This window comes from Curtobacterium flaccumfaciens UCD-AKU (genome assembly GCF_000349565.1).
GTDB classification, from domain to species: Bacteria; Actinomycetota; Actinomycetes; order Actinomycetales; family Microbacteriaceae; genus Curtobacterium; species Curtobacterium poinsettiae.
In genome coordinates this window covers 70,896-85,787 of sequence record NZ_APJN01000081.1, presented here as the reverse complement: position 1 = coordinate 85,787, position 14,892 = coordinate 70,896, and the positions used below count along the sequence as shown (strand labels likewise).

The 14,892-nt window shown below is 71.4% G+C and carries 16 protein-coding genes and 1 tRNA gene; 11 read left to right on the top strand and 6 right to left on the bottom strand.

The window, feature by feature from the left end:
• The coding region (locus tag H489_RS21535) for a hypothetical protein (protein ID WP_040418672.1) at positions 1-544 on the bottom strand (544 nt) is incomplete at its 3' end.
• Positions 544-1,188, bottom strand: coding sequence for a SatD family protein (locus tag H489_RS21530; RefSeq protein WP_017885724.1), 645 nt, complete (start codon positions 1,186-1,188; stop codon positions 544-546). The genes H489_RS21530 and H489_RS21535, both read right to left, overlap by 1 nt.
• A 248-nt stretch (positions 1,189-1,436) precedes the next feature.
• Here H489_RS21530 and H489_RS21525 point away from each other — a divergent pair, with 248 nt between their 5' ends.
• From H489_RS21525 to H489_RS0118195, 3 genes are all read left to right on the top strand, one after another.
• Positions 1,437-3,608 (top strand): hypothetical protein, encoded by a 2,172-nt coding sequence (locus tag H489_RS21525; protein ID WP_152427137.1) that lies wholly within the window; start codon positions 1,437-1,439, stop codon positions 3,606-3,608.
• Positions 3,609-3,662: 54 nt separating this feature from the next.
• Positions 3,663-3,735: transfer RNA gene (locus tag H489_RS21520), tRNA-Val, on the top strand.
• A 534-nt stretch (positions 3,736-4,269) separates the two neighbouring features.
• Positions 4,270-4,827, top strand: a complete 558-nt coding sequence (locus tag H489_RS0118195; RefSeq protein ID WP_167578278.1) for an RNA polymerase sigma factor — start codon at positions 4,270-4,272, stop codon at positions 4,825-4,827.
• A 46-nt stretch (positions 4,828-4,873) separates the two neighbouring features.
• Here the strand turns inward: H489_RS0118195 and H489_RS36560 are convergent, their stop codons facing one another.
• Positions 4,874-5,428, bottom strand: a complete 555-nt coding sequence (locus H489_RS36560; protein WP_017885720.1) for an NUDIX domain-containing protein — start codon at positions 5,426-5,428, stop codon at positions 4,874-4,876.
• 531 nt (positions 5,429-5,959) lie between these two features.
• The gene (locus H489_RS21515; RefSeq protein ID WP_017885719.1) at positions 5,960-6,298 is read right to left on the bottom strand and encodes an ASCH domain-containing protein; all 339 of its coding nucleotides are present in this window, start codon (positions 6,296-6,298) and stop codon (positions 5,960-5,962) included.
• 187 nt (positions 6,299-6,485) lie between these two features.
• Here H489_RS21515 and H489_RS21510 point away from each other — a divergent pair, with 187 nt between their 5' ends.
• A complete protein-coding gene (locus H489_RS21510; protein ID WP_017885718.1) occupies positions 6,486-7,697 on the top strand; it encodes an FAD-dependent oxidoreductase in 1,212 nt (403 codons plus the stop codon).
• A gap of 57 nt (positions 7,698-7,754) precedes the next feature.
• Here H489_RS21510 and H489_RS21505 read toward each other — a convergent pair whose 3' ends face one another.
• Positions 7,755-8,738, bottom strand: a complete 984-nt coding sequence (locus H489_RS21505; protein ID WP_017885717.1) for an aldo/keto reductase — start codon at positions 8,736-8,738, stop codon at positions 7,755-7,757.
• Positions 8,739-8,829: 91 nt separating this feature from the next.
• On the opposite strand from H489_RS21505, the gene H489_RS21500 reads away from it, so the two are divergent.
• The gene (locus tag H489_RS21500) at positions 8,830-9,249 is read left to right on the top strand and encodes a MerR family transcriptional regulator (protein ID WP_017885716.1); all 420 of its coding nucleotides are present in this window, start codon (positions 8,830-8,832) and stop codon (positions 9,247-9,249) included.
• On the opposite strand, the gene H489_RS21495 is transcribed toward H489_RS21500, so the two are convergent.
• Positions 9,206-10,378: an acyltransferase family protein gene (locus H489_RS21495; protein ID WP_017885715.1), complete on the bottom strand. Its 1,173-nt coding sequence runs from the start codon at positions 10,376-10,378 to the stop codon at positions 9,206-9,208. The two genes, H489_RS21500 and H489_RS21495, sit on opposite strands and share 44 nt — an antisense overlap.
• Before the next feature lie 124 nt (positions 10,379-10,502).
• Here H489_RS21495 and H489_RS21490 point away from each other — a divergent pair, with 124 nt between their 5' ends.
• The 6 genes from H489_RS21490 to H489_RS21465 all read left to right on the top strand — a co-directional run bounded on the left by H489_RS21490 (position 10,503) and on the right by H489_RS21465 (position 14,757).
• Complete coding sequence (locus H489_RS21490; RefSeq protein ID WP_040418670.1) at positions 10,503-11,189, top strand: response regulator transcription factor; 687 nt, start codon at positions 10,503-10,505, stop codon at positions 11,187-11,189.
• Positions 11,186-12,349: a sensor histidine kinase gene (locus tag H489_RS21485; protein WP_017885713.1), complete on the top strand. Its 1,164-nt coding sequence runs from the start codon at positions 11,186-11,188 to the stop codon at positions 12,347-12,349. The genes H489_RS21490 and H489_RS21485 overlap by 4 nt, the downstream gene beginning before the upstream one ends.
• A gap of 10 nt (positions 12,350-12,359) precedes the next feature.
• Positions 12,360-12,602 (top strand): hypothetical protein, encoded by a 243-nt coding sequence (locus tag H489_RS21480; RefSeq protein ID WP_017885712.1) that lies wholly within the window; start codon positions 12,360-12,362, stop codon positions 12,600-12,602.
• Between the two features lie 28 nt (positions 12,603-12,630).
• Positions 12,631-13,464 carry a hypothetical protein gene (locus tag H489_RS21475; protein ID WP_017885711.1) on the top strand — a complete coding sequence of 278 codons (834 nt, stop codon included), beginning with the start codon at positions 12,631-12,633 and terminating at the stop codon, positions 13,462-13,464.
• Between the two features lie 98 nt (positions 13,465-13,562).
• Positions 13,563-14,216 carry a hypothetical protein gene (locus H489_RS21470; RefSeq protein WP_152427135.1) on the top strand — a complete coding sequence of 218 codons (654 nt, stop codon included), beginning with the start codon at positions 13,563-13,565 and terminating at the stop codon, positions 14,214-14,216.
• Between the two features lie 64 nt (positions 14,217-14,280).
• Positions 14,281-14,757, top strand: a complete 477-nt coding sequence (locus tag H489_RS21465; RefSeq protein ID WP_017885709.1) for a hypothetical protein — start codon at positions 14,281-14,283, stop codon at positions 14,755-14,757.
• Positions 14,758-14,892 lie beyond the last annotated feature (135 nt).

Sequence of the window (14,892 nt, the reverse complement as noted above, 5' to 3'; positions counted from 1 at the left end):
GCGCTGCCGGTGCCGGTGCCGCGCCGGGCCGTGCGTCGGACGACAGCCCCGGTGGCAGCGCCTGGGCGACGACCACGTTGGCCGAGTCGACCAGGAACAGCGCCGAGCCGACGCCGGCGACGATCGCTGCGAGCGGGACGGCTCCGACGAACGTCGGGCCGGCGTCGCGGTGCCAGTCGACCACGAAGCCGGACGCGTCCGGGCCCGGCGCCCAGAGCAGCAGCACGGCGACGGCGACCGCGAGCAGGGCGGCCGGCCAGGACCCCGAGCGGCGGAGCCAGGGGAGTGGTCGATCCCGGCCGACGGGGGTTCCGCCGGAGCGCACCGGGATCGTGGTCGCGACCCACAGGGCTGCGAGGACGACCGTGACGAGCGCCGACCAGACGGCGAGGCCGAGGCCGAGCACCGCCGTCGTCGTCACGGCGGCCCAGAGCAGGACGATCACGGTGGTGGTCAGCACGCGCCGTGGTGCCGCGTCCGTCCCGGTCCGTGCGCGGACGACGTCGGCCAGCCCGACGAGGGCGAGGAGGACACCCGCGAGCATCAGCGGCCCCCGTCCCCGAGGACGCGGAGGCCCTCGACCACGGCTGCCACGCCCGACTTCTGCACGGTCTGGGACACCGCCGACGGGCTGATCCCCTCGTCCGCGGCGATCTGCGCCTGCGTCCGGCCCTGCACGAGCCCGAGTGCGATCCGGCGGGCGCGGGGTGCGAGCCGCGAGACGACGTGGTCGCGACCGAGGAAGTAGGCGTTCACGAGGCGCTCCGTCGTTCCGTGGCGGTCGTCCGCGTCGTGGTACCAGGACCGGAGGAACGCGGTCCGGCCGTCCTCGCGGCGGTGGGTCTCGTTGATGGCGTCCCGCGCCGACCACCAGCCGGGGCCGTCCTGCAGCGGTCCGCTGCCGCCGGTACCGATCGTCCGGACCTGTCCGCGGCCGATGCCGAGCCGGATCTGCACCGTCTGGGGGAGCGCGAGGGTCGCTGCCGTGGTCGCCAGCAGCGCGTCGGTGAGCGTGCCGTAGATGACCTGGAACTCGTCGCCGACGGTGGCGTGCAGGGGATCGAGGGCGGTGACGTCAGCGGTACTGTCGAACGCGCGCTCGACGTCGTGCTGGGCTGCGGAGCGGTCCGCGAGCGTGCGGGAGTCGACCAGGTCGACGATCACGGCGATCACGGGCTCGGGCTGCATGGGTTAAGCGTAGAGCTTCATATCGTCGAAAGTAAGGTTCGGGCTAAACCAGTCGGGTCGGTTGCTCGTGCACCGGGGCTGGCCGGCGGCTGAAATGTCACCTTCTGGACGTGTGTCGTCGAACCTGACAGCATGGGCGGACGCTGTCGGAGGGGGACGAGCAGATGGATGGTGCACGACCGGGGACGGGTGTCGCAGGCGCCGGATCGACGGGGACCGCGGTGCGGCGGCAGTACGGCCCACCACCCGTGCCGCTGATCGCCTGGAGCGGTGGCCGTGCGGTGTTCGCCTTCGGGGTGCCGTTCGCTGCCGGGCTGTTGCTGGCCGGGGTGGTGCTGTTGCTCGGCGTACCGGGTGGACGCGTCGCCCTGGTGAACGGTGCGTTCGCGGCCCTCGACGGGACCGGGGTGCCTGCGCCCCTGTTCGCCGTGGGCGCGGTCGTCGCGGCGTTCGGGTTCGGTTTCGGGGTGACCGCAGCCACCGTGGTCGTGCTCGCGGCCGCAGACGATGCGGTGGCGGGACCGCGCGACGCCTGGCGGTGGTCGGTCCACCACTGGCGGCTCGTCGTCGAGGCCGCTCTCGTCGCGTTGGTGGCAGTGGCGGCGGGGGCAGCCACCGCTGTGTGGTGGCGGGCAGGTGGATGGGGCACCGTCGTGATCGTCGTGCTGCTGGTGGTCGGTGCCGTCATCGTGGCGCCGCTGCTGCTCGGCTGGGCGCTGGTCGTGGCCGGTGTGCCCCGTCGATCGGCCTACCGTCGCGCCTGGGGATCTGGTCGGGTCATCGTCCGTGGTGGACACGAGGCAACGGCGACGCCACGTCGTGCGCTCGTCGGGGGAGCGGCACTGGTGACGGTGCTCGGGGTCGGCGTCCTGCTGCTGCTGCGCCTGTTGCCGCCGTCGGCGCTCCGGAGCAGCGTCGTCGTGGCCTGGTGCTGCATCGCCGCGACCGGTCTGGTCCTGGTCGTCGTCGCGATCGCGGTGCGCGGGGCCGCAACACGGAACGACGGCGGTCGGCTCCGGTCACCGCTGACGACGGACCCGGTGGCCGGGGGACGACGGGCGCGGCCTGGACTCGTCGGAGCGGGCGTGGTGCTCGTCCCGGCGGTGGTGTTCGCGGTGATCGTCTCGAGCAATCCGCTCGGCGTCGTGCAGTACGACGCCGCGTCGGTCGACGCACGCTCCATCTCCGGCGGAGACATCGCCGACGTCGCAGGGCAGACCGCTGTCGTGAGCGCGCCGTACACGCCGCCCAGCCGTCTGCGGATGTGTGGGGACGCGTCGTGCGACACCCCCGTCGAGATGCCCGGCCTGACGCTCGGTTCCGCGGTCGGCAGTGCGGGTGACGGCGGGTTGCTCACCGCCCAGTGGAAGGTGCGGTTCGACGGCGAGGTCGCGCAGCAGTACGAGCTCGAAGTCGTGCACTCACGCGCGGACCAACTCGATGTGGCACCGAAGTCGGACGGTGCCGCCTGGCCCGCGGGGAGACGGGCGGAGAAGCGTGACTCCGCCGACGAGGCGCCGGCCGTGGACCGCCCGGAAGGTCGCCGCACCACGGTCGCCGCCGTCGACATCGTGGAGACCGATCAGGGGCGCGTCAGCTACTGGATGACCGACGTGGCAGTCGCGAGTTCCGGCGACCGGCCGGTCGTGGTCGGGATCGCCCGCGGCGGTGAACCGGAAGGACGCTCGCACCTGGTCGCCGTGTTCTGCGAGGACGTGTCCTGCGCCGAACACACGGTTCGGCAGGTGGCGCTGCCGTGGATCCCGCCGCTGGACCACCAGGGTGTGGACGTCGCCGTCGCGCCGGACGGCACCGCCGTGGTCTCGCTGGTGTCCGAGACCGACGCCGGTTCACCGACCTTCTCCGCCCTGCGGCTGGTGTCGTTCCGCCCGGACGGCGGCCAGCCCGTCGTCCGCGACCTGTCGCACGCGATCCCGCCGGGCAAGCCGGTGCGGGCGTGGGACGAGGCGTACGACGCGCGGGTGGCGATCGGCGGCGACGGGAACCCGGTCGTGCTCGCGCGGTCGAACGGGATCGCGACCCAACGGCTGACGTTCTGCGCGGATGCGTCGTGCTCGTCTTCGTCACACACGGACATCACGCCGAACGGGCCGACGAACCTGCTCCCGGCGTTCGTCATCGACCGATCGGGGCGGCCACTCGTCGCGGTCCGTGACGAGGAACGCGGCACCCTGGGACTCCTGTCGTGCCGTGATGCGCGGTGCACCGGTTCCGAGCAGACGACGATCGCCCGGTTCCCGCCGCTGCAGGACGCACGGTCGAGCACCGGCACCCTGGCGATCGGCCTGACCGCCGACGACACCCCGATCGTGCTGTCCGGTGGTGCGACGGACGACCGGGACGAGGACGTGCCTGGCCTCGTGATCCGGTGCGATCGACCCCGGTGCGGGACGTCGTGACGTGCCTGCTCGGTTCGACGACGATCGAGCGCTGACACTCTAGGATCGTGGTGAGGGCCTTTAGCTCAGCTGGTAGAGCGCCACGTTTACACCGTGGATGTCGTCGGTTCGATCCCGGCAGGGCCCACTCACGAGGCCGGACCAGAACGTGCTGGGGCTGCGCCACACCGCATGCAGTCCGGCTCGGGACCACGGTGCTGCAGGGTCCGTTACAGAGACCGAAGGCCACGACCGAGCGGTCGGAACTCGTATGCTCCGACCATGGGGATGAACAAGGACCAGCAGCTCGCCGCGATCGTCGGGGGTCTGGTTGCAGTGTTCGCCGGCGTCGGTGTGATCGTCGCCTTGGCAACGGGGCTCGTCGGCTCGTAGACGATCGCCGCCGCATCCACCGCGTCGCCGACCGGATCGCCGCGGTCCCGTTCTCTGCCTCGGTAGAACGTCCGGTTCCGGACCGCGCTTCCGCAGCGAGCGGTTGTCGTTCCGGCGTCCTGGCCCTCGCACTGGGGACCTTCGCCCACCCACCCTCCTGCTCCACGAGTCCGAAACATCCTCACGCAATTGATCCGAGGAGTGGACCCGTATGTCGATGACGACACTGCAGCAGACCGCGTCCGCCCCGACCGGGGTGCTCGAGTCCCCGGTCCGGCGACGGAACCCAGTGAAGGAGCAGCACGCATTCGCTCCGCCGGCGGCACCGATGCGAGTGGCTCCCGGCGCCGTGGGCGATCGCGCGTTCGCGATGATCGTCGGGCGGAATGCTGCTCTGCTCCGAACGATCGCCGTGCGGATCCTGCGCGGGTCCAGCGAAGCCGACGACGTCGTGCAGGAGACCTTCATCGCCGCGTGGACCCATCTCGAAGCGCTGCGCGATGCTGACGCGATCACGGCGTGGCTCGTGACCACGGTCCGACGCCGGAGCTTCGATCGGCTCCGGAGTGCTGCGACGCGGTACCGGACGCAACTCGATGAGACGGCTCCTGAATCTGTCGACAATGCCCCGGGAGCCGTCGCGGAGCGAGCATTGCTGGTCGCAGCCGCGCAGCGGGTCATCGACGGTATGGCGCCGATGCAGCGACGGTGTTGGGAGTTGCGCCATCTCGAGCGTCGGTCCTACGCCGAGATCGCCGAGGCGCTGGGTCTGCCGCACTCGACCGTGCGTGGTCACATCGCGCGTGCGCGAGCTGTGGTCGATCGGTCTCTCGTCAGCTGGCGGTGAGGCGGCGAGGTCGATCGATCAGGGTCTCCGGCCTGGCGCAAGGGTGTCACCAGCTCTCGTGCGGCGGAGACGTGCGCTCTCGGGAGTCGTCGGCGGCCAGGATCGTTGCCGTCGCCGCGGGCCACAGCGCATCCAGCCGCGGCCCCCACGGGGCCGCCATCACCCCGCTCGTGCGAAGCGTGCTGACCTCCGACAGGGAGACCCAACGCCAGTCCATCACCTCGGCAGGATCCGCTCGCACCGCTGAACCACTCGGCTCCTGCACGACGAAGAGGTCCACGAGCGCCGTCTCCTCCGTGAAGCGGCCGACGCGGCGCAGCGCCTCGGGCTCGACGGTGACGTTGGTCTCCTCGAGCAGCTCTCGGCACGCAGCTGCACGACCAGTCTCGCCTGCGAACGCGCTCCCACCGGGGAACTCCCACCCGAAGGCGAACTCCTTCGTCGGCGCCCGCTGCGTGAGCAGGACGGTTCCGTCGGCCCGGTGGACGCACACCGTGACCACCAGATGGAACGACCCACCCGGCCAACCCGCGTCACCGCGCCGGAACGACCCACCCGTCGGCACCCCGGCCGCGTCAACAAGGTCCCACCACTCGTCCACACCGCCAGCGTAGGACGAATCGGCACCCCGGCCGCGTCAACAAGATCCCACCACTCGTCCACACCGCCAGCGTAGGACGAATCGGCACGCGGAACGTCGACATGCGGCGTCCGGCAGCGGATCGGCTACCGGCCGCCGGAACAACGCGCTGCTCGGGCTCGCCGTCGCTCGTCACGCCGTGCTCGCCACTCGGCGTCCTGCTGATCCTGCAGCGGGCTCCGGCCCATGCTTCCGCGAGCGGCGAGGAAGATGAGCACGACGACGACAACCAGTACGACCGGCACGAGGAACTGCAGCAACAACATCGCTCCCTCCAACTTCTGCTCACCCCAAGATAGTTGGTGTGGAGCTCGGCCAGCCGTCGCCGGCAAGACCAGCGCCCGAAGGTCGATCGGCTCGCGGGACGACGCCGCCAGCAGATCGGCGAGCGAGACGTGCTGTCGGGGTGCTGGCCAGGTTCCCGAGGCCCGCAGCGCTCCGCACGCGCTCGATCCCCGGACAGCGGACCGCGACGACACGAAGCCGGAACGGCTATCGAGCGGGCCTGATCGAGAGTTCGGCCACCTCGACGACCGCGTCGTCCGGCATGTCGGGGTAGTAGTTCTCGCGGAGCTGCTGCCCGAAGAGCCGCATGTCCGTCTCCGGAGGCTGGCGCGCCTGTTCTGCGGTGAGGGTGTCGAGCCGGTACTGGTGCACGGCGGTGATCGTGCCGGCCAGCGATTCGGCTGTCGGGTGGTCGTCGAACACGAACGTCGCATCGCCGACCCGCACGGATTCGTTCCACCGGACGGTGGTGACCTTCTCGCCGCTGATGATCGCTTCGTGGTGCTTCTGGTGGAAGTGGACGGTGGACGGGTCGGTGTCGGTCATGCATCCACCTTGCCGGATGGCGATCGAAGGGCGCAGGAGTCCGACGGCGCGCTGTCCAGCGAGTGAGCCTGCAACGCTTCTCAGCGCACCTGGTCGCGTCCGGTCATACGATCGTCTCACGAGCGCAACCCCGGCAGGTCCGGCGCGAGTGCGACGACTTCCGTGACGAGACGAACGGGTTCATCGCATGCACGCAATCGTCGTCGGGGGCGGTGTCGCAGGCCTCGCCACAGCCATCGCGCTGCACCGAGCAGGGCACGTCCCGATCGTGCTCGAGCGGAGCACCGGCGCTGCAGACGACGCCGGATCCTGGTTGCAGGTGGCCAGCAACGGGGTCGGAGCGCTCCGTGCGCTCGGTCTCGGCGCCGCCGTCTCGAAGATCGGGGTCCCGACGCCGCGGTTGCAGACCTTCGACCCGAAGGGGCGGCTGACCGCGGAGCTCCCGCTCGGGCTCCAGCAGGAGGAGGGCGCGACCCGTTCGCTGCAACGAGCCGATCTCCACCGGCTCCTCCGGACCGACACGGAACAGCGGGGCATCACGATCATCCAGGGCGCCCGGGTGCTGAGCGCTGTCGACGAGGGTGACCGGGCGAGCGTGCTCACCGAGACGCTCGAGCGGTTCACCGCAGACATCGTCGTCGGCGCCGACGGCATCGGTTCCGCTGTCCGACGCACCTTCGGGAGCCACGGACCCGAGCACGGTGGCGCAACCCCGACGGATGTGCTGGCTCCCGTCGTCAACATCGGTGGCAGTTCCTCCGGCACCGGGCTCACGGAATCCGAGACCGGTCCCGCAGGCACCCTGCAGTTCCGGTTCGGCAGGGATTGCTTCGTCTGCACGTTGCGGGTCGACGCTTCCACCGTCATGTGGTTCGCGAACCCCCGGCTCAGCGCCGTGGACGGCGGCGCCTCAGCTGCAGTCGGGATGACCGGAGCCGAGTGGGTCGCGATGCTCCCGCGTCTCGTCGGGCGGGACGTCCTGCCGACGCCTGCCCTGCTGGCGGGCTCGGCCGACGTGGACGTGTGGGCGTCGCGCACCACGCCGCGCCCGGTGCGGTGGGGATGCGGGCGGGTGGTCCTCGTCGGGGACGCGGCACACGCGATTCCTCCGACGGCGGGGCAGGGTGCTTCGCTCGCTCTCGAGGACGCCGTCATCCTCGGTTCGCTGGTGGCGAGTGGCGTGCCGGCAACGACCCTTGCGGTCCACATGCACGAGCGACGCGGTCAGCGTGTGCGCGCCATCACGCGCCAAGGGGAGTTGTTGGACACGAGCAAGACGCTCGGCAGGGTGGGATCCATCGTCCGCGATCGGTTCGTCCTGCCCGGCGCAGCGTTCACGGCGCGGCGAGACCGTGGGGGACCTGCGGCGTGGATGTACCGGTTCGGCCCGTCGACCTGATCCGCGACGAACCTCCGAGCAGCAGGGTGCAGTGAGCACTCCCGCCACGCACCTCGGTCAGCCGCGGTCTCGCGCCATCCCGGCCTCGGTGTTGCGGGCGCCGACGACGACACCGTGCGGTGCGGCCGCCTCGATGCGATCCAGGTCGCCGTCGGTGAGCACCACGTCGGCAGCGGCGACGTTCTCCTCGACACGCGATGCCCTCGTGGTGCCGGGAATCGGCACGGTACCGGCCCGGATCAGCCACGCGAGGGCGAGCTGCGCCGTGGTGACTCCCTTCTCGTCTGCGATGACCGTGAGTGCGTCGACGATGCGGAGGTTCGCGTCGATGGCTTCGTCGGAGAACCGGGGGAGGTTCCGTCGGGCGTCGCCGGCGGGGAGGCCGTCCTTCCTGGTGATGTTCCCGGACAGGAACCCCCGCCCGAGCGGTGAGAAGGGCACGAACCCGATGCCGAGCTCCCTGGCGGTGTCGAGGACGCCGTTGTGTTCGGCGTCACGCTCGAACAGGCTGTACTCCGACTGGATCGCGGTGATCGGGAACGTCGCGTGCGCACGGCGCAGGGTCTCGGCGGAGGTCTCCGAGACGCCGATGGCACGGGCCTTGCCGGCGGTGACGGCTTCAGCCATCGCACCGATCGTGTCTTCGATCGGCACGTTCGGGTCGGCGCGGTGCAGGTACCAGAGGTCGACGTGGTCGGTGCCGAGGTGGCTGAGGGAGCGGTCGATCGCGCGGCGGGCGTGCTCGGGGGACCCGTCGAGTCCGATCGGGGTGCCGTCGTCGGCGAAGTCGGTGGCGAACTTCGATGCGACGACCACGCGGCCCCGGTCGGCGCCGAGGACCCGGCCGAGCAGCTCCTCGTTCGCGAACGGCCCGTACGCCTCTGCCGTGTCGAACAGGGTGATCCCCGTGTCGAGTGCGCGGCGGATGGTCTCGACGGACCCGGCTTCGGTGGCACCGCCGTAGAAGGCACTCATCCCCATGCACCCGAGCCCGAGTGCGGACGTGACGAGGCCTTGCGAGCCGAGGGGGAGTTGCTGCACGGGAGTGCTCCGTTCTTCTCCGGGGAGGACCCGGGCGAGGATGACGATCCACCCTGGTGCGCACACCATGTCAAGTGCGAGACTGCGCCCTGTGCTGCTTCCCGAGGTCCACGTCGTCGAACCGGTGACGATCGGCGTCGCGGCGGACGTGCTCGGGATCACCATCGACACGATCCGCTACTACGAGAAGGAAGGCATCGCGCCCGCGCCCGAGCGTGGTCCGGATGGATGGCGGCGGTACGACACGGCTGCGCTGCGCTGGCTCGCCGGGACGGTGATGCTCCGCGGTACGGGGATGAACGTGCAGGAGATGCGTGAGTACGCGGCCGCGTACCGAGCCGGTGCCGATGACGCCGAACGACTCGCGCTCCTCGAGCGCCACCACGCGGTCGTGCTGGAGCGACAGGGTGAACTGCTCCGTCACCTGGCCGCGTTGGAACGGAAGATCGACGCGTACCGCCAGTCGATCACCGACGGGAACGTGCGACCGTCGGGCGGATCAGCTGCCTGAAGCCCTGGTCCGTTCGTCCGGCCTCCGGCCCACGTCGGGCAGCGGGCCGCGTGCCGCGGAGCAGGAGCCGGCGCACCGGGACCTCCACCGCGTCGTGCAGGACGGACGCGACGGCGAGTGCGACCACCAGGGCGAGCAGGGTCAGGAGCACGCTGGTCACGTCTCCGTCGGCCGTGCCCGGGGGTCGGAACGCCAGCACGGCGTCGATCGTCAGGAGATGGATGAGGTAGAACGCGAACGACCTGGTCCCCAGGTGCACGAGCAGTGGAGACGACAGGCCGGTGGTGCGTCCTTCGACGTCCGCCCTGGCGAGCGCGGGCAGCAGCAGCGAGAACCCCACGACCGTGCAGCCGGTCAGTGCGAAGCGCGACGTGGGGTGCAGGTCTGCGGCGAGGAGGCCCGCGACCGTCAGCAGGACGGGGACCGCGAGTCGTGGTCCGCGCCAGGCGCCCGAGCGCACCAGGGCAGCGGTGAGGACACCGAGCAGGAACTCCGGGAACCGTGCCGGTGGCCAGCTCGCCGGGACCGGAGAACCGGGCAGGTGCGGCACGAGCACCGGCGCGACCAGGACGAGGACGGCTGCCAGCGCGGCGAGGGCCGCGAGCACGGCGGGGTGCGCGGAACGGAGCAGCCGGATGAGGAACGGGAACGTCAGGTAGAAGAACGCTTCGCAGGTCAGCGACCACGACACCGGGTTCCCGGCTTGCCACCACGGGGCGTGCCAGGCGTTGACGAGCAGGACGTTCGCCACGAGGGCTGCCGGCGACGTCGTCCGGATGCCCGGCAGAAGTGTCGCTGCCACGATGATCGCGGCGAGGACGGCGACCAGGTGGAGCGGCCAGATCCGCGCGGCACGGCGGGCCCAGAAGCGCAGTGCGGCTCGCACCGGTCCCGCGGTGTCGTCGTCCGCGCGGTCCGACCAGGCCAGGACGAAGCCGGAGAGCATGAAGAACAGCGAGACGCCGGTGTCGCCGCTACCGACCACGGCACTCAGGGCCGTCTGCGCGGTCCCGTCGAAGTACCCGAGGTTCCGCACGTGGTAGGCGAACACCCCGAACGCCGCGACCCAGCGCAGGCCGGTCAACGACGGCAGGACGGGGTGCTCGAGCGCGGGGTCGGTTCTGGACATGCCCTCATCGGAACAGTCGGCACGTCAGCCGGGCGTCTGGTCGAGCGCATACGCTCCGCATACATCCGACCTGCTGTGCTGACCGGGTCCGGATCAGCCGGAGCAGCGAGAAGCGAGGAGCGACGTGCGGGTACTGGTGGTGGAGGACGAGCCGTTCCTGGCGGAGGCGATCCGCGCGGGCCTGCGGCTCGAGGCGATCGCCGCCGACACGGTGGGCGACGGGTTGGCCGCGCTCGATCAGCTGGCCGTCCACACGTACGACGTGGTCGTGCTCGACCGGGACATCCCCGGTCTGCACGGGGACGACGTCTGCGCCCGGATCGTCGCTGACCCGGAAGCACCGAGCGTCCTCATGTTGACGGCGTCGACGACACTCGCTGAGCGCGTCCACGGCCTCCAGCTCGGGGCCGACGACTACCTCGGCAAGCCCTTCGACTTCGAGGAGCTCGTGGCACGCCTCCGGGCGCTGAACCGTCGAGCACGTCGCGCGGTCGCACCGGTCCTCGAGACGGCTGGTCTCCGGCTCGATCCCTTCCGACGCGAGGCCTACCGCGACGGCCGCTACCTGCGCCTGGGGCGCAAGGAGTTCGCGGTCCTCGAGGTCCTGCTGCGTGCCGACGGCGGGTTCGTGAGTGCCGAGCAGCTGCTCGAGCAGGTGTGGGACGAGCACGCTGACCCGTTCACCAACGCGGTGCGGCTGACCATCTCGACCCTGCGGAAGAAGCTCGGCAGTCCCGACGCCATCCGGACGCTGCCCGGTGTCGGGTACGCGGTCGCGCCGGGTCCAGTGCACGAGGGTCCGGAAGCATGAGGATCGCCGCGCTGCGCCGTCTGTCGATCCGGGCGCGCCTCACCCTGACGTACACGGCGCTGATCCTGCTGACCGGTGCCGTCATGCTCGCGGTCGTCTTCGCAGTCCTCGCCATCGTGCCCGGCTACGCGTTCACGGCGGGCCCGTTCCCCTACGGATCGACCCACGACGTGTACGAGATCACCGGCCGCGACGACGTCCTGCGCCTCTTCGTCATCGTCTCGGTCCCGGCGTTGCTCGTGGTCGGGGGCATCGGTGGTGTCGTCAGTTGGCTCGTCGCGGGCAGACTCCTCCGCCCGCTGCGCGACATCATCACGACCGCCGACCGGCTCGGTGCCGGCACGCTGGACGCCCGGGTGGACGTCTCGGGTCCACCGGACGAGATCCGCGACGTCGGTGCGACGCTGAACCGGATGCTCGACCGCCTGGAGACCGCCTTCGTCAGCCGGTCGCGGTTCGCGGCGAACGCCTCGCACGAACTCCGGACGCCGCTCGCCACGATGAAGACGATGCTGCAGGTCGCCCTCCGCGCACCCGACGGGCCGGACCGGACGCAGACCCTCGAACGGCTGCTCGTCACCACGGACCAGATGATCCGCATGACGACGGCGCTGCTCGACCTGGCACGGGGGGACGAGCCCATCGACGCACGCCCGGTGTCGCTCCGCGACGAGGTCGCGGCCGCGCTGCTGGCGGTGGACGCAGAACGCCTCGCCCGGCGGATCGTCGTGTCGGTGCAGCTCGACGACGTCGTCGTGCTGGGCAACCGACCCCTGCTCGGGCAACTCGTCGGCAACCTGATCCGCAACGCCGTGGTCCACAACGTCTCCGGCGGGAGCCTACGGGTGGTGCTCGACGCTCGGTCCTCCGAGCTCCGGGTCGAGAACGACGGCGAGGTGATCCCGACCGACGAGGCGCACGAGTTGACGGAGCCGTTCCGACGACGCCACCGCACGCGGACGGACGGGAGCGGGCACGGGCTCGGCCTGCCGCTCGTCGCGATGATCGCGGCCGTCCACGGTGCGGAGCTGACCCTGACGGCGCGAGCTGTCGGCGGGTTGACCGCTTCGACCCGCTTCCCGGATCGGCAGCCACCAGATCCGGCAGGACCCAGCCGATCGGCACCCCGGGTCCTCGGCGATCACCCCGGCGTCCGGTAGCGTCAGCGCCATGACCGAGACGCAACGACGCAGTCTGCTCGAACGGCTGATCGGCAAGCCCCTGCCGTGGCTCGTCTGGGGGTGGGCGGTGATCGCCCTGGTCTGGCTGGTGCTGGCCGTCGTGGAGCCGTCCCGGTTCCACACCGAGATGGCGGTCCTCTGGGGCATCCTCGTCGCCGTGCAGATCGGCTCGGTGCTCGTTGTCCGTGCGCACAGCCGCAAGCGTGCTCGGGACGCAGGGAAGGACTCGTGACCGGTCCAGGGCCGGGGCGACCAGCGCGATGAACCCGACCGAGGACGCCGACGCCGATGCCGAACGTGCGCGGTTGGAACGCATCGCCTGGGGAGCCGCGTCCACGCCGGCCGACGCGGCCGACGCGCGGAGTGCCCTCGCCGCTCGCTCCGGCGCCGATCTGCACAACGCCGACCCGCACAGCGCCGACCGCGCACCCGGAGCCGACGCGCACGGAACGCGAACCGCCGACCGCGCACCCGCAGCCGACGCGCACGGAACGCGAACCGCCGACCGCGGAACGGATGCGGACGACCGCGGCAGGGGCCTCCTGGCCGGTGTCCGCCAGCGAGCCGGTCGCATCCGACGCTCCGACCACCGCGTCCTCTGGACCCTCGGCGCAGCCGCCGCCGTGATCGGTTTCGTCGCGGGGACCGGGGTCGGACTGTCGCTGGGGGCGCGCCCCGTCGACCCCACGAACACCGTCACGCCGCCAGCTGGGGCGGTGACGATCGACCGGCGGTTCGAGCAGCCGCAGACCGTCGCCGACCGGCCGCCAGCGGGGATCGCCACGCCGATGGAACGCTCGAGCACCCGTCTGGTGTTCACGAACCGATCGCTGTCGGGCGACGACGCGGCGACACCGTGGAACGTCTGGGCCGGGGTCGGTCGGGACGGTTCGACGATCTGCCTCGTCGCGTCGGCCGACCAACTCGAGGGCACGAGCGCCTGCTGGCCGCGCGGAGCGGCGCTGCACGGACGGGTGTCGCTGTCGGCGACGGCGCTCAGCGGGACGCTGACGGTCCGTCTGGTCGGCGGCGGGGTCCGGGCATCGGTGACGACCGGCGCCGAACCGATGTACACCGCCGGTCCGGTCGGCTGATACGCGAGCCCGAGCGGCGCGCCGTCGATCGGACCCGTAGGCTCCGAGTCGGACCGACCGGTGCACGGGGCGCACGGCGGGATCCGAGGGGGAACCACATGTCCATCACATCCAGGATGACCACGGCGGGGACAGCGGCGGCGATCGTCGCGCTCGCACTCTCCGGCTGCGCCGGCACCGGCACGACGGCGCCGGGGACGCAGCGGGCCGCCCCGCAGTCGTCGACGCCCACGCAGACACCGACGCCGACACCGTCGGCTGCACCCACCGTCGACGCTGCCACGAAGGACCTGTCGTTCGAGGACGGCGCCGCGCTCTCGTCGAGCACCCTGCCCGCGTTCGGGCTCGAGGTCTCGGCACTCGACGGCTGGGAGCAGACCGGCGAGGACCAGACCAGCGGGTCCAGGGAGTACACGAACGCCGACGGCTCCGTGGCGACCATCACGCAGCAGCGGCTGACCGACCTCGACCCGACGATCGGGGACCGCGCCGCCACCGAGCAGCTGTTCACCGCGGCGGGTCTCCCGGGCGACCGGCTCGAGGAACAGCTGCTGCCGACGATGACCGGTGGGACCGCGCAGTTCCTGTCGATCGCCGGGCACAACACGGACGGTTCGTGGTCGGCGACGGTCGCGCGCGCCTTCGCGAAGCCCGGGGCCGCGCTCATCGTGAAGGTCCGGACGACGTCGCAGGAAGCGCTCCGCCCGGACCTGCACGACATCCTGGTCAACGCGAAGGTGGTCGTCGCCTAGGACCGGAACCGGAACCGGAACCGGTGCGACGGGTCGCCGCGACGGGTCCCTATGCTGAGTCCTCGTGCGCCGCTCCCTTCGACTGCTGACCGTCCTCGTGATCGTCTTCGTGTTCGCCGCCGGGCTCCTGGGGTCGGTGGTGTTCGTCCAGCGCGTGCTGGCGGATCCGGGCAGTGACGTTGCGTGGGTCGGTGTCGTCCGGAGTCTTGCTCTCCTGGTGATCGGGGTCGTGCTGACGCTGCGTGGGCGGCGTGCCCTGCCCGCCCTCGGCGAAGCGATGACCCTGCACGAGGCGGTCGGCCCGGTCCGGCCGCTCACGATCGTGGTGTGGGCCTTCCTCGGTGCCACCATCTACTCGACCCTGCGCGGCTGGACGGTGATCGTCCCCGTCGCGGCCGTCGTCGGTGCGGTCGTCGTCGGGTTGCCGTTCGTCGACCGCCTCCTGGACCGGGTGCTCGCCCGGCAGGCGGCGCAAGCCGACGCCGAAGCCGCGACACCGGTCGCTCCGGTCGCACCCGCCGGGACCGCCGCCGACGCGTGAGACAGCAAGCGAGACGGCACGCGGGACGGACGTGAGACGGTCACGAGACGAGACGGGAGGCCCGGTGCCAGCTGGCACCGGGCCTCCCGTCTCGTCGTCGACGCGGCCTGACCGCCCCTGCCGATCCCCACGGGT